General features: G+C 51.1%; 10 protein-coding genes. 5 read left to right on the top strand and 5 right to left on the bottom strand.

All coding sequences use genetic code 11. The features are described from left to right. Positions 1 to 66: 66 nt before the first annotated feature. On the bottom strand, positions 67 to 2,670 hold the full coding sequence (gene leuS / locus AB1757_21565; GenBank protein ID MEW6129643.1) for a leucine--tRNA ligase: 2,604 nt from the start codon (positions 2,668 to 2,670) through the stop codon (positions 67 to 69). A gap of 747 nt (positions 2,671 to 3,417) precedes the next feature. On the opposite strand from leuS, the gene AB1757_21560 reads away from it, so the two are divergent. From AB1757_21560 to AB1757_21540, 5 genes are all read left to right on the top strand, one after another. Further along, positions 3,418 to 4,188 carry a DUF3386 family protein gene (locus tag AB1757_21560; protein MEW6129642.1) on the top strand — a complete coding sequence of 257 codons (771 nt, stop codon included), beginning with the start codon at positions 3,418 to 3,420 and terminating at the stop codon, positions 4,186 to 4,188. A 91-nt stretch (positions 4,189 to 4,279) separates the two neighbouring features. Further along, positions 4,280 to 4,528 carry a hypothetical protein gene (locus AB1757_21555; protein ID MEW6129641.1) on the top strand — a complete coding sequence of 83 codons (249 nt, stop codon included), beginning with the start codon at positions 4,280 to 4,282 and terminating at the stop codon, positions 4,526 to 4,528. A gap of 240 nt (positions 4,529 to 4,768) precedes the next feature. Beyond that, positions 4,769 to 7,102, top strand: coding sequence for a TonB-dependent receptor (locus tag AB1757_21550; GenBank protein ID MEW6129640.1), 2,334 nt, complete (start codon positions 4,769 to 4,771; stop codon positions 7,100 to 7,102). A gap of 97 nt (positions 7,103 to 7,199) precedes the next feature. Next, positions 7,200 to 8,414, top strand: coding sequence for a PQQ-binding-like beta-propeller repeat protein (locus tag AB1757_21545; GenBank protein MEW6129639.1), 1,215 nt, complete (start codon positions 7,200 to 7,202; stop codon positions 8,412 to 8,414). Between the two features lie 25 nt (positions 8,415 to 8,439). Next, complete coding sequence (locus tag AB1757_21540; GenBank protein MEW6129638.1) at positions 8,440 to 9,807, top strand: PepSY domain-containing protein; 1,368 nt, start codon at positions 8,440 to 8,442, stop codon at positions 9,805 to 9,807. 193 nt (positions 9,808 to 10,000) lie between these two features. Here the strand turns inward: AB1757_21540 and AB1757_21535 are convergent, their stop codons facing one another. The 4 genes from AB1757_21535 to AB1757_21520 all read right to left on the bottom strand — a co-directional run bounded on the left by AB1757_21535 (position 10,001) and on the right by AB1757_21520 (position 14,609). Continuing rightward, a complete protein-coding gene (locus tag AB1757_21535; protein ID MEW6129637.1) occupies positions 10,001 to 10,927 on the bottom strand; it encodes a transglutaminase family protein in 927 nt (308 codons plus the stop codon). 104 nt (positions 10,928 to 11,031) lie between these two features. Beyond that, positions 11,032 to 11,988, bottom strand: coding sequence for an alpha-E domain-containing protein (locus tag AB1757_21530; protein MEW6129636.1), 957 nt, complete (start codon positions 11,986 to 11,988; stop codon positions 11,032 to 11,034). Positions 11,989 to 12,077: 89 nt separating this feature from the next. Continuing rightward, positions 12,078 to 13,535: a circularly permuted type 2 ATP-grasp protein gene (locus AB1757_21525; protein MEW6129635.1), complete on the bottom strand. Its 1,458-nt coding sequence runs from the start codon at positions 13,533 to 13,535 to the stop codon at positions 12,078 to 12,080. A gap of 108 nt (positions 13,536 to 13,643) precedes the next feature. Beyond that, complete coding sequence (locus tag AB1757_21520) at positions 13,644 to 14,609, bottom strand: nucleotidyltransferase domain-containing protein (protein ID MEW6129634.1); 966 nt, start codon at positions 14,607 to 14,609, stop codon at positions 13,644 to 13,646. Positions 14,610 to 14,743 lie beyond the last annotated feature (134 nt).

The raw sequence follows: 14,743 nt of genomic DNA, 5'->3' as shown, positions 1-14,743 counted from the left end.
TCAAAGACCGCTTTCTCAACGAACTCATCGTAAGCTCAGGCGAAAATGGCTCCAATCTACTACGGCTTATTTCACCACGATGTTGACGAGGCGACGCGGGATGACCACGACTTTGACAATCTCTTTGCCATCGGTATTGGCTTTGATTTTTTCATCGGCAAAGGCCGTCTGTTTAATCGTTTCTTCGTCGGCATCGGGCGCAACAAAAACTCTGCCGCGCAATTTGCCATTCACCTGAACGGCGATTTCGATAGCTTCTTCGCGCGCCCAGTCGGCGTTAAATTCGGGCCATTTCGCAAAAGCCAGACTGGTCGTGTGACCGTAAGCTTCCCACATCTCTTCGGCAATGTGCGGCGCGAAGGGCACCAGCATTCGTATCAAAGCTTCCAACGCTTCGCGGGCGATGCTCGAATCCTGCGCCGTCGCTTCGCCGTTTTTATCAACCGCTAAATCGAAGGCGTAAAGTTCGTTCGTGAGTTCCATTAACGCCGAAATGCAGGTGTTCAAATGCATGCGCTCTTCGAGATTTTCGGTTATCGCTTGAATCACCTGATGAGTTTTGCGTAACAATTTGCGTTGATAATCGGCTAAATTGTCCGCAGCAATTGCCGGAATCGCCGCGCCGTTGATACGCCCTTGCCATTTCCCGGCGATGCGCCAGACACGCGATAAATAACGTTCAGCGCCATCGAATCCTTCGTCAGACCATTCCTTGTCTTTTTCCGGCGGTCCGGCAAACAACACGAACAATCGCAAAGCGTCCGCGCCGTTACGCTCAATCATCTCCATCGGGTCAACGGCATTCTTTTTCGATTTCGACATCTTTTCGCTGCGCCCGATGATGACCGGTCTGCCGCAGAATTTGCAGGTCTTCTCTTTAGTGACTTCTTCAGGGAACAGCCAATCGTGCTCAGGGCATTTGTAAGATTCTTTGCAGACCATGCCTTGGGTCAACAATTTGGTTACCGGTTCATCGAATTTCACCAAACCCATATCGCGCATGACCTTGTTCCAGTAGCGCGTGTAAATCAAATGCATGACCGCGTGTTCGATGCCGCCGATGTACTGGTCAACCGGCAACCAGTACGCGATGATTTGCGGGTCGAACGGTTGCGTGTCGTTATGCGGGTCTGAGTAACGGAAGTAATACCAGTTCGAGTCAACGAAAGTGTCCATCGTGTCGGTATCGCGGTTTGCCTCACCACCGCACTGCGGACAGGCGACGTTGACGAATTCGGGAACGTGGTCAAGCGGTGAGCCTTCGGTGACATTCAAATTCACGCCTTTCGGCAACACCACCGGCAATTCACTTTCGGGAACCGGCGAAGTGCCGCACTGCTCGCAATGAATCATCGGTACAGGGGTTCCCCAGTAACGTTGCCGCGAGATGCCCCAGTCGCGAATCTTGTAGGTAATCGCGCCTTTGCCAAATCCCTGTTCTTCGGCATAGGCGGTCATCTTCTCATTTGCTGCTTGGGAAGTGAGTCCGCTCCACTCGCCGGTGTTGACCGTGGTTGTCCACGATTCGTCGGCGACTTCCAATTCGTCTGCGGGAATTTCTTTGCCATCACCGGTCAATTTGATTTGCCGAAACGGGATATTGTATTTGCGCGAAAATTCAAAGTCGCGTTGGTCGCCCGCAGGCACCGCCATAATCGCGCCGGTTCCGTATTCAATCAACACGAAATTGGCAATCCAAATCGGCATCAGTTCGCCGTTGAACGGATTGATAGCAAAACGCCCGGTAAACGCGCCCTCTTTTTCCAAATCTTCAAGGGTGCGCGCCGAACGATTCTGATTTTTCAATTTTGCGGCAACCGCCAACACTTCATCTTTGGTCGGTGTACCCTCGACCAGTTTTTCAACCAACGCATGTTCAGGCGCAAGCACGATAGCATTGGCGCCATAAATCGTATCGATGCGCGTGGTGAAGACGGTGATGGATTCATCAAAGTCAGCGATTTTGAAAGTCACGTGCGCGCCGCGCGAACGACCAATCCAGTTGCGTTGTTGGTCAATGACGCGCTCGGGCCAGTTGCCTTCCATATCATCCAGACAATCGAGCAACTCGCCTGCATAATCGGTGATGCGCGCGAACCATTGCATCAAGGGTTTTTGAATCACCGGGGTATCGCAACGCCAACAGACGCCGCCCGATGCCTGTTCGTTCGATAGCGAAATGTTTTCTTTGGGACACCAGTTGACCGGCGACAATTTGCGATAAATCATGCCGCGTTTGTACATCTCGATAAAAAACCACTGATTCCATTTGTAGTATTCGGGGTCGCAGGTTGCCACTTCACGCGACCAGTCATAGCTGATGCCCATGCGTTGCAACTGCCCTTTCATGGTTTTGATGGCATCGCGGGTGAAATCTTCGGGGTCGGTGCCGTGTTTGATGGCGGCGGTTTCGGCAGGCTGTCCGAAAGCGTCCCAACCGAACGGGTGCAGGACGTTGAAGCCGCGCATGCGTTTGTACCACGACAGCGCGTCGCCGATTGCATAATTGCTCATGTGCCCGATGTGAGCGCGTCCCGAAGTGTAAGCGAGCATTTCCAGACAATAAAATTTCTGTCGGGTCGGGTCTTCTTTAACTTCAAAAGTTTTTTCATCTGCCCAGCGTTTTTGCCATTTGGTTTCGATGGCTTGCGGAAAATATTTCTCGTCCATAGTCCTATCCTTATTTAAAAAGTGTTTAGTTTATTGATGAATGATGGATTTGTCGAAAGCCTTTTGCGGCGCGAAAAATTATTTTGCCCTTAGCGGGCAAGCAGTGGGTTGAGCAGATTGAGTTTCAATCTCAATATGGTTGCGAATTTCATAAGGCTAATAATAGACTGCTACTTAGAGAAGCAGCAACTGAAAGTTGAAATTAAGTTCCGGATAATCTCAAAAAGTATCTGATGAATTGTTGACAGCTTATCGCCTTTGTGAGTATAGTGTTGATTCTTTAAATGAAAATGAGTTTCGATTTCAATTAAGTAAGGCGTTCAGCAAACCATCGTTGGCGCAAGCAGGCAGCCCTTCCGCCTCACTTTATTGAGTTGCAAAAGGCTCAGGCAGGGAGGTTAACTCGTCACCGCAATTTACATTTCAAGCCAGGATTCACGATAACTTTAGTTCAAACACGGAATAGGAGATTAGATTATGAATCAAATCGATCAACAGCACTCGCCTCAAAATCAACGCGGGTACTCCTGTTTTCGCTGTGCCACCGGTTGCATTCATGTAGTTGTAAACAATGTCATGCTTACCATGTCACAAGCGCAATTTTTCTGTTTGGCAGATGCCGTGGGTAACCTTTTGCAAGTTCTTCACGCAGAGGGAAAATTTTCCCCCACACAAAATTATTCGGAATCAACCATCATGTGAAATAAGTGAAAAATGTTTTAAACGAAATTGATCAGGAGAATCATTATGAAAAATAACCTAGCAACATTGACGCAAACTTTACTTGCCGCCTGCTGCATCGCTTTGCTTGGCGGCACGGTCGCGGCGCAACAAACTGCTGCCAAAGAAGCGAAGGCAGACCCCGAAGCTTACGCCTTGCTCAAAAAGGCGCACGATGCGCGGCAGACTTTTCCCCAGAATTTTCGTGGCTTCGCAGCTGATTTCACTTTTAATGACAACGGGCGCATCACCAAAGGGACGCTCCTGTACTCTGACGCCAAAGGCGTTGAGGTGAAGATTGACGGCTTATCGGAAGAGGCGAAGGAATGGGTCAACGATCAATTGAGCAGTATGCTGGCACATCGTCGCGGCGGCGATTTCGCCAAAGGCGATGGTCGCTATCCCCTCACTTTCGGCGAAGACGATAAAAACCCACTCGGTCGTTTGCTGCAACTAAACGACTCCATGAAATCAAGCTATCGGGTGCGCGATGGTCAAACCGTCGAAGTAACGCGCACCATGGCTGGCGATAAATTCACCATCACGGTGCTGGAAACCACGCTCACGGAAGGCGGTAAATTCCTTCCCAAACATTTCACTGTTACCTACTTCGACGCCAAGACCGGACAACTGAAACGCACAGAGATGTTCACCGATGCTTACGCCAATACTTCGGGTCTGTGGGTTCCTGCGTCACGCCGAATCATTCGCGCCGAAAACGGGCAGGTCACGGCGCGCATCATCGAAATCAGTAATGTTCGCCTCAGAGATTCTGGCGAACAAGCTGTCCGAAAGTGAACCGGCGGTGGCTCAGGTTCGGCGGCGTAAAATCCGATAGCGACCGCTTCATCTTTCGGTGCTATTACTCTCGGCTAATCAACACAGGCTTATGAAAGAAGCTTTGCCAATCATCATCTTTGGCGACAGCAATGACGAGCAAATCATTCGTCTCAAGTGTTGGCTGCTCAAATGCGGCGTCTGCAATTTCGCGCATTGTCGACTAGAGGATTGCTTACGGTTTGAAAAAAATATGCAGGCAGGTCTGTTCATCATCTCGCGCGAGACCATGAACCCGACCCAAATCGAAGCCGTCAGCTTGCAAGCCCGCCGTCTTGCCGTGCCGGTGTTGCAACTGTGAACCCCATGGCAATTCACCGGCATTTCATCGAAAGCGAAAATCGGCGTACCTAGAATTGCTCAAATATTGAGTGATAAAAAGTGAAGCCTTCAGCGCAGCAACGCCGAAGGCTTCAGTGCAACAACTAATCCGTTTCAGTTCGGTAAAACTTAACCGGCAGTGTGCGTTTCGATACTAGCACACGGCTGATTAACTCGCATCCGCTTTATCTGGAAGCGGCGCGAATTAAGGAGGCATCAAATGTGTTATTCAATCACTAGTCGTTGGCGTCAACTGGCAACCTTGACGCTCGTTTTTTTACTTCTCAATTCTTCCACGCATTCCCTCTTTGCGCAATCCATCGCCGCGCGCGGACAAGTCGTTGACCAGACGGGCGCGGTGATTACCGGCGCATCGGTCACTATCGAACACCTCGCTACAGGCTTTGAACGCGCCGTTAAATCCGACGCCAATGGCGAGTTCGTTTTCTCAGCGGTTTCGAGCGGACGCTGTCGCCTCACTGCAAGCGCCGAAGGTTTCGCGCCGCTATCGAAAGAGGTTGACTTGCCCTCTTCCGACGCCATCAGTTTTGCGCTTGCGCCTGCATTACTTACGGAGAGACTCACCGTCGTCTCCGGCTCACGCCAAGAAGAGTTGCGCGAAAGCTTAAATACCCGCGTTGAAGTCGTCGGGCGTTCACGCATACGCGACACCGGTTATGAAACGGTCGCTGAAGTTTTGCGCGAACTCCCAGGTGTAGTAACTCGTCGCGGTTCGGAGACCGCAGGCGCGGCAGGCGAACAGATTCAAGGCATTGATTCGCGCCAGGTGCTGGTCTTGCTTGACGGGCAGCCGATAGTCGGAGCGCGTGGCATCAAACGCGGTGTGTTGAACCTTGACCGTCAATCAACCAGCAGGCTCGACCGCGTTGAAGTGGTCAAAGGCGCATCCTCCGCGCTCTACGGTTCGGATGCCATCGGCGGCGTCATCAACCTCATCACCCGCGAGCCTTCATCACCATTCGAGTTTTCCTTGACCACTTCCGGCGGCAACTACGGCGCGTTCGACGCTCGCGCCGAAGCGGGATTTTCGCAAAATCAATGGAGCGGCTTTTTCAGCTTTGAGCGTCACAAAAACAACGGCTTCGATTTAACGCCTACGACTTTCGACACCACTGGCGCAGGGTTTCATCGCTACGACGCGCTGGCGAAATTCAAGTATCAAGTTACTCCCTCCTTTTCGCTTTCGACTTTGGTCAATAGCTACTGGACGAATCAACGCGGACGTTCCGTTGGCGAGCTCGGGTCACAAACGAACGACATTGATGAAGAATCACAAAACTACGGTCTGACCGCAGACTGGCAGATTGATGGGCGAACGACATTACAGGCGCGCGGTTATTTTGCAAAGTTTGATGAGATTTCCAATGGGAGACTTGCGCCATCGCTCAATACGCCGCTTACGCCGGGCACGCTGCACGAGCGACTGGGCAAAGTTGACGCGACGCTTGGAAGAATTTTAGGCGAGCGGCAATTGGTGCAAATCGGCGGCGAATTTTGGACAGATCGTTATCGCGGCGCGAACCGTTTGCGCGATGACGGTGGCAATCAAGCCGACACAGGCGTATTTTGGGCGCAAGATCGTCTTAGCCTCAATCGCCTAACTGTGACGTTAGGGTTTCGCTATGATAGCCATTCGATCTTCGGCGACGCTTTCTCGCCGAAAGTTGGCGTGAATTTCAAAGTCACGGAAGGCTTGCGCTTGCGCGTTTCGTATGGTCGCGGCTTTCGCGCTCCAGATTTAGGGCAACTCTACTTTCGCTTTCTGAACCCGACCAATTTTTATCAAGTCATCGGCAATCCGAATCTCCAACCCGAATATGCCAACTCCTGGCAAGTGGGTAGCGAATATACAACGCGCAATCGTCGCGTTCGGTTTGGCGTGAATATTTTTCGCAATGACATACACGACTTGATTGATTCGGTGAGTCTGGGATTCATCACCTCGCCGCAGCAGCTTGCGGCAATCATGGCGCAAGAAGGCATTGACCCGGCATTCAAACCGCAACTCGGGCGCTTGCTCTTTTTCTATAAAAACCTTGCCGATGCCGCGACCCAAGGCGTCGAGTTTGATGGCGACGTTTCGTTAGCTCACGGTTTTGCTGTTGGCGGCGCGTACACCTATCTCGATGCCTTCGATAAGAAAACCGATTTGCAATTGACAGGCAGAAACCGCCATCAAGGCAGCGCGCGCTTTGTCTGGGAGAGCGATGAAAAGCTCGGCTTGCGCGCCAATGTGCGCGGCACGTTTTACAGTTCCTGGATCAATTCACGCGCCACCGTGAACGGCGTTTTGACAGATGTGATTGCGCCGAAATTCGCGCTCTGGGATTTATACGTCGCCAAACGCCTCTACAGCGGGTTGGAGGTTTTCACTGCCGTTGATAATTTCACCGACAGCAAAGACCCGAACACAGGCGTCTTGCTTGCGCCAACGCCACCAAACACCAGTTTTACTCCTGCTCCGATTTATCGCCCGGAAGTCGGTCGCACCTTCCGCGTTGGGATGCGTTGGAATTGGGCGAAAGGGCGATAAGCGAGCAGGCAGGCGAATCGGCTATAGCCGGGAGGGGAGTTGCCTTACCGCTTCGCCAACCCTTCAAATCACAACCAAGCTATCGATTGGAGATACCATGAATCTTATGCTCATTCTGTTTTTACTGCTCACGCCACTGACAAGCGAAAGTCGTTGGACAGCGTTTCGCGGTACGGGCGACAGCCACTCTACGGCTCGCAATTTGCCGCTCGAATGGTCTGACAAGAAGAACCTTGCCTGGAGCGTGAACTTGACGGGCTATGGTCAATCGAGTCCGGTCGTCTGGGGCAATAAAATTTTTCTCACCTCCACGCAGGGCGAAAACAAAGAACGCCTCTTCGTCTCCTGCTTCTATCTCAAAAGCGGTAAAAAACTCTGGGAGAAAAAACAGGCGGCAACTTACACCATGAAGGATGCCAACACCGTGAGCAAAGCCGCGCCCACGCCAGCCGTTGATGAGCGGCGCGTGTACGCTTTTTTCGAGAGCGGCGATTTGTTCGCCTTTGACCACAAAGGCGAATTGTTATGGCAACGCAAACTGGCAGGCGAATACGGTGCTTATAAAACCAATCACGGTTTGGGCAGTTCTCTGGCGCTCACCGAGCAAGCGGTTATCGTCTTCGTAGTTCATCAGGGTCATTCGTATTTATTGGCGGTGGATAAAAAGAGCGGGCGCAATTTATGGATGACCGACTTGGCGGAAGGCGGCGGCTGGACTTCGCCTATCATCGCTTCGCATCAGGGCAGTGCGCAAATTTTGATTAGCGTAAACGGGCGAGTCGCAGCTTTCGAGGCGGCGACGGGGCGCGAACTTTGGTCTGTGAAAGGATTGAAAGGCAATAACATTCCATCGCCTTCGATTGGTGATGATTTGGTAGTAATCGGCTCAAGCGATAAAGGCTCGAACCTCGCTATTCAACTTGGCGGCGCGGGTGATGTAAGCGAAACGCGAGTCCGGTGGCGAGCCAAGGAAGCCACCTCTTCATTTTGTTCGCCGCTCGTTTATAAAGGGCTGGTCTACTTCGTCAACAAAGTTGGCGCGGTTTTTTGCTTGGATTTGAAGACCGGCGAGCAACTCTGGCAAACGCGCATCGAAAGCGATTGCTGGGCTTCGCCGCTTGCTGCCGGAGACCACATCTATTTTTTCACTGTCGAAGGCGTGACCGAAGTGTTTCGCGCCGGGACCAGCCCCGAAAGAATTGCCCGCAACGAGTTGTCGCTGAACGGCGGCAGAATTTACGGCATCGCCGCTGTTGATAGCGCTCTGCTCATTCGTTGCGGTCGTCGGTTGATCAAGTTGAGTGAACGCTAACTCATCACATCTTTTGACAAACACCATGAAAATTGAAACTGCCATTGCGGATATTGAAGCGAAACCAGTTGATCAGGTCGGCAAGAATGGAACGTTGACTGATAATTTTAATGAGCCGGATGTGCCTGCAAGCCAACCGATACCGCGCCTCTATCGTGTCATTTGGCGTTGGCATTTTTACGCGGGGCTAATCGTACTGCCGGTATTGCTAACGGCAGCCATCACCGGCGGACTTTATGTTTTCGTTAAAGAAATCGAGCCTTGGATATATCCCTATCGAACCGTTATGCCGCAAATGCAGGTGGTCACCTATCAACAACAACTCGAAGCCGCCAAAGCCGTTGTGCCGCAAGGCTTCGAGGCTCATGGTCTAACCTTATCGGACGACGCGCAACGGGCTACGATTATCACTTTTCATCAACAACCGGAGCGTTATCTTTATGTCTTTGTCAATCAACATACAGGAGAGGTGCAAGGGCAGACCGAATACGGTGATTCGTTTTTTGACATCGTTCTCAAAATTCATCGCACACTGTTTGCGGGTTCCACAGGAAGGTATATCGTCGAACTCGCGACAAGCTGGGGCATCATCTTGGTGGTCACGGGGATTTACCTGTGGTGGCCTCGCGGTCGCCGGAAAATCATCGGCGTGTGGCTGCCGCGACTGCGCGGCAAAAGCTACGCCGTATGGCGCGACTGGCACACAGTTCCCGGATTCTATTTTTCCATTTTGGCATTCCTGGTCATGTTCACAGGACTGTTTTTTACGCAATTTTTCGGACGCGTTTATGACATTGCAGCGTACCTGACGAACGCCTACCCGCAGAGTTATCTCCGTCCGCCGAAGTCATCGGTCAGGGAAGGCGCAAAACCTCTAAGCCTTGATAAGGTGATCGCCATTGCGCGCCGTGAACAAAGTGAGCCGCAACTTTTTGTGGATTTGCCGCACACTGCCGAAGACAGTTTTTCGGTCTATTGTGGGACGACGGATAAGCTGTCCACCTATTCAAATCTCCACATTGAGCAATATTCCGGCACTATCCTTGACCACGTGACCTTCAAAGATTTGTCCCCGATGGCAAAGACCCGGTTGCTTGCCTACCCGATTCACGTCGGCTCGATTTACGGAATGCCGACGAAGATTTTAGCGTTTCTGGTTTGTCTGTTGATTGTTGCCATGAGTGTGACGGGTGTGGTGATGTGGTGGAAACGCAAGCCGCGCGGTAAGACCGGTTTCCCGCAAAAAACCGAAGCCTTCAAACCGGCGAAGTGGTTGTTGGTCACGATTGCTTTGCTCGGCATGCTGATGCCTGCGGCAGGAATTTCGATACTGGTTATTTTGCTTGGCGACTGGCTGTTGCAGAAGAAGCGCGCCGCGCAAGCCGAATCTTGAGTGTTTGAACGGAGGCGTATGCAGTTAGGTCGAACAGCCGAATTTTTCATTCACTCATACCGACGCGCAGAGGTCACGGTCAAAGACCCCTCCTTCAACATTTCATTAGTAAGTTTAATGGCAAACTGCTCTAATCCGGCACTTGTGACCATTGTTGGTGCCAATCGTTTGATTCTGAGTTGATTCACCGTTGCTACTGCTGTTGTTGACTCGCTTCATACAAAGTCCACGAAGGCATCCGCGTCGCTTCGGTTTCCGGGAGTTGGTGGGTCGTAGGGGAAACCTGAACCGCGACTTTGAGTTCAGTTTCGGCTTCGCCTTTAAATACGCCACGGGTTGGCGGCACGTCCGTATAATCGCGACCGATGGCGGTGCGAATATGGCGTTCACCGGCAAGCAAATTATTCGTCGGGTCAAATCCCACCCAACCCAAATCCGGCAACAAGGCTTCAACCCAGGCGTGAGTGGCATCCTGCGCCGAACGGTCAGGCGTATCGGTGCGATGAAACAGATAGCCGCTCACATAACGACAGGGAATCCCGAGATGGCGAACCAGGGCAATCATAATGTGCGCAAAGTCCTGGCAGACACCCTGACGTTTTTCCAACGCTTCATCAATTTTTGAATCCACTTTGGTGCTTTGCGGTTTATAGTCGAAAGCGTTGTGAATGCCTTTGTTGATTTCGCGCAACAAACTGAGCGGGTCGGCGCGTTGTTGCAGGTTTAACTCGCGCTCAAATTGTTCGAGCAAGGCGCTACGCTCGGTGAAAGAACTTGGCAACAACATATCCCAGGCGTCATTGCTCATTGTTAATTCTTCGAGTCGCTGCCACCCGTCGCCATCCAGACTTTCGGGAATCTCCGCAGGCGGAAGCATTTCAACCAGGGCTTCGGTTTTAATTGCCAGCTGATTATGCCTGCCCGGGATGTTGAAATGATGCACCTGATTGCCCATATAATCGCGGTAATTGAGGATGCGGGCGCGCGGGCTGACCGATAGTTCAAACGAGAGACAACGTTGAAAGCCGTCAGAACGCGGGTGCATACGAACTTCCATTAAACTTTCATTGATTGGTGCGCTGTAGCGGAATTTAGTAAGGTGACGAATTGAATAGTACATAAATCAGTTTTTGGTTTTCGGATGTTGGAAATTTTTTATTTGCGAAATCATAAAATCCCGTTTATTCAAGCAGCCGCAACCAGTCGCGGACAACGGTTCAAAGCTTATGAAACCGGCGCGGATTCGATCTGATAGGTGATATATGCCTGATAAATCGCATCGTGAATCTGCAAACACTGGCGCTCAATATCTTTCAAATAGCTGTGCAGGTCGCTTTCCATAATCTCTTCAATCTGCACGAAACTGAGCGCCGCTCGCAATTTTCCAGCCAGTCGGTTGGCGCGGGAAGATTTATGAGTTTGCGTGGCTTCGGCAATCGCGTTCAATCCGGCTTGCAACATATCGGCGGAAAAGCGCACCGAATGCGGAAAATCAGCGTTGAGCAAAAGAAATTCGGCAATGCGGTCGGGTTGTAAATCTGCCGAATAAACTTTGCAACAGGCTTCAAATGCCGTGCAGCATTTCAGCAGCCCGACCCATTCGAGATAATCGCTCTTGCCATCACTTTCGATATTCGGGTCAGACAGGTATTTGAAATGCGCATCAAGCAAGGCTGCCGTCGCTCCGGCGCGTTCGATGAAGCGCCCGACTTGAATAAATCGCCATCCTTGCCCGTGACTCATGGTTGAATCGGTGATGCCTTGAAAGAGGTGCGCGCCTTCTTTGACGTTGCGGAAATAGGCGTGCGAACCGAAGTTCCATATCTGCTCGATTCTGGCGCTTTTGACTTGCAGGTAGAGGCGATTCAATTCTTCCCACATTTCCGAACTGATTTGCTCGCGCACCTGCCGGGCATTTTCGCGCGCGGCAATAATAGAAGAGACGATGGAACCGGGATTCTCAGCATCAAATGCCAAACTCTCAGTGAGTTTATAAGCGTCGCGGGTATCGGTGGGCGGCAAGCCTAAACCGCTCATGACCAGTTGCCAGCGCCGCTCCGCCATCAATGGCGATTGATCCAACATCAGGTTGAGCGTGACATCGATTAACCGCGCCGTATGCTCTGCGCGTTCAAGGTATCGGCTCATCCAATACAAACTGTCTGCAACTCTCGATAGCATAATTTTCTATTGGTCATCGGTTGCTTGCCATTTGTTAAAGCTTTTCAAGCCCATGACCACTCCGGTGACAACTAATCAATGACCAGTGATTATTCGGCAAGCACCCAGGTATCTTTGCTGCCGCCGCCTTGCGACGAATTGACGACTAAAGAGCCGCGTTTGAGCGCCACGCGCGTGAGTCCGCCGGGGACAATCGTAACCTGGTCGCCTTTCAATATGTAGGGACGCAAATCGACGTGACGGGCTTCGACTTCGCCATCAATAAAACACGGCGCGCGGGAAAGCGCGAGAGTCGGTTGGGCGATGTAATTGCGCGGGTCGGCAAGGATGCGCTCGCGGAACTCTTCGCGCTCTGCCGCTGTGCTGTGGGGTCCAATTAACATTCCATAACCGCCCGATTCCCCAACCGCTTTCACAACCAGTTTGTCGAGATTTTCAAGCACATACTGGCGTTGCGATTCATCGCTCAGCAGATAGGTTTCGACATTCGGCAAAATCGGCTCTTCGCTTAAATAGTAACGAATGATTGCCGGAACATAAGCATACAAGGCTTTGTCATCGGCAATGCCTGTGCCGATGGCGTTCGCCAAAGCGACATTGCCGGCGCGATAGGCGTTAATGAGTCCGGCAACCCCGAGTTGCGAATCGGGGCGAAAGACCAATGGGTCGAGGAAATCATCATCGACGCGCCGGTAAATCACATCGACGCGCTTCAGCCCGGCAGTGGTTCGCATATAAACGACATTATCGTGAACCACCAGGTCGCGCCCTTCGACAAGTTCTACGCCCATCAGCCGCGCCAGGAAGGTATGTTCAAAATATGCCGAATTGAAAACCCCGGGTGTGAGTAAGACGATGGTTGGGTCAGGGCGATGCGCAGGCGCGAGCGCGCGAAGGGTTGCCAGTAACGCCTGCCCATAATGGTCAATCGGGCGCACGCCATAATTGCCGAAGAGTCGCGGAAAAACATGCTTCATGACCTGGCGATTTGCCAGCATATAAGAGACCCCGCTTGGCACCCGCAGATTGTCTTCGAGTACGGCAAACTGTCCGTCATCCAAACGGACAAGGTCTGTGCCGATGACCGAAACATAAATATCACGCGGGACATTGATGCCGCGCATTTCGCGGCGAAAGTGACGGCAGGAATAAATCAATTCACGCGGCACGATGCCGTCACTCAGGATGCAGCCTTCGTGATAGATGTCTTTGAGAAAAAGATTGAGCGCATTGATGCGTTGCGTCAGTCCTTGTTCAAGCGTCGCCCATTCCGAGCCGGTAATGATGCGCGGCAACAGGTCGTAAGGGAAGATGCGTTCAGTGCCTTCTTCGCGACCATAAACCGTAAAGGTGATGCCTTGATGCAAAAAAGAGAGGTCTGCCGATTGTTGGCGTTGTTTTAATTCTTCAGGTGAAAGCTTGAACAAGCGTTTAAGCAATGCCTGATAAGGCGGACGACAAGTGCCCGCGCCATCAAACATTTCGTCAAAGGAAGAGTCGAGTTGATAGCGCGTAAACGGCGGCTGAAAGGAAATTGGTTCAGGCATTCGGGAACTGGACATAAACCCACTCAGCGCAATAAAGAAATGCGCGCATAATTTCAGATTGCCGAGTATGCGCGCATTATTAAAGTCACAGGTGAGTGTGTCAAGTGCTCACCGGTAATATTTGCCGATGATGTCCATGCAAAGCTTTTCGGCGGTTTGAGTGTCGGGATTTACCGGCAGCGCACTTCGCACATATGCTTCTTCGGTGAGTTTGAACAGGCGTTCGGCTTCGGCTTTGACGCGCTCGATTGACCATTCGCCGCGTTTGATTTCAAACAGGTTTTCAGCATCGGCGCGCGCTACATGCAATTCGCCTTCGACTAAAAATTCAATGCCCATTCTGAGCAAGCGAATTAAATGTGCGGCATTTTTCGCATCATAGCCTACACGTCTGACTAACTCGCGTCGTTTGCTTCCCATATACCCGCCGGAAAAATATTTCCGTTTGATGCCCTGATAGCGGTCAATCAAAGTGCCGAGTTTTTCACCGCTATAGTCGCCACCTGTGATAGCCACATCACGTTGTTCTTGCGTGGGTCTGGGGTCGGCAAGGTCAATTTCGTTTTCCAGCAAGAGCGTTTCCAGCGCCTGCATTTCAGCCTGTGCTTCTTGATTGAAATGCGTCATGCGTTTGAATTGCGCATAGGCATATCCGTTGAACGAATGATAAGCCTGCTTTGAAACAAAAAGATGGCGATTATCACGCAAGAGGCTTCCCAGTTCGTGCTGATAGATGATGTGGGACTCGTCCACCCAGAGCAAACTCAAAACATTGGGATTGCATTTGAGCAACAACTGAATGAATTTGCGAATTTCATAACTGACACTGTCCCATTCGTTGATAAATTTTTCATGGACATCATCGCGTCCGAATCCCAGATAATGTTCCATCGGCGCGACGAAAACCCCCATCAAATCTTTGTCATCAATACTGTCAGGGTTGTTTTGCGGCACGAACATGTTATGAGCAATCGAACCTCTGTAAGCCAGCAAAATTAAATTCGCAGGCAAGAGTTCCTGGGTTTGCTCAGGCGATAAATTCTTTAACTTGATTTCCGGTTGTCGTTTTTCCATTTTCTACTCGATTAAGAAACGCTTAAAACAGGCGAGATGAGGTAATATACAAAACTATTTTTAAACTTTTCAAATCCATCTAAAACTTTGAATAGCTGTGCAATGATTTCCAGCCGTTTAAATTATGCGGTTGT

Source organism: Acidobacteriota bacterium (genome assembly GCA_040754075.1).
Taxonomy (GTDB): domain Bacteria; phylum Acidobacteriota; class Blastocatellia; order UBA7656; family UBA7656; genus JBFMDH01.
This window is presented reverse-complemented; position numbering and strand designations above follow the sequence as displayed.

What these genes read in the sequence shown, in the direction of transcription:
- leuS (MEW6129643.1), bottom strand. Translation starts at nt 2,670, where the DNA reads ATGGACGAGAAATATTTTCCGCAAGCCATCGAAACCAAATGGCAAAAA.
- AB1757_21560 (MEW6129642.1), top strand. Translation starts at nt 3,418, where the DNA reads ATGAAAAATAACCTAGCAACATTGACGCAAACTTTACTTGCCGCCTGC.
- AB1757_21555 (MEW6129641.1), top strand. Translation starts at nt 4,280, where the DNA reads ATGAAAGAAGCTTTGCCAATCATCATCTTTGGCGACAGCAATGACGAG.
- AB1757_21550 (MEW6129640.1), top strand. Translation starts at nt 4,769, where the DNA reads ATGTGTTATTCAATCACTAGTCGTTGGCGTCAACTGGCAACCTTGACG.
- AB1757_21545 (MEW6129639.1), top strand. Translation starts at nt 7,200, where the DNA reads ATGAATCTTATGCTCATTCTGTTTTTACTGCTCACGCCACTGACAAGC.
- AB1757_21540 (MEW6129638.1), top strand. Translation starts at nt 8,440, where the DNA reads ATGAAAATTGAAACTGCCATTGCGGATATTGAAGCGAAACCAGTTGAT.
- AB1757_21535 (MEW6129637.1), bottom strand. Translation starts at nt 10,927, where the DNA reads ATGTACTATTCAATTCGTCACCTTACTAAATTCCGCTACAGCGCACCA.
- AB1757_21530 (MEW6129636.1), bottom strand. Translation starts at nt 11,988, where the DNA reads ATGCTATCGAGAGTTGCAGACAGTTTGTATTGGATGAGCCGATACCTT.
- AB1757_21525 (MEW6129635.1), bottom strand. Translation starts at nt 13,535, where the DNA reads ATGCCTGAACCAATTTCCTTTCAGCCGCCGTTTACGCGCTATCAACTC.
- AB1757_21520 (MEW6129634.1), bottom strand. Translation starts at nt 14,609, where the DNA reads ATGGAAAAACGACAACCGGAAATCAAGTTAAAGAATTTATCGCCTGAG.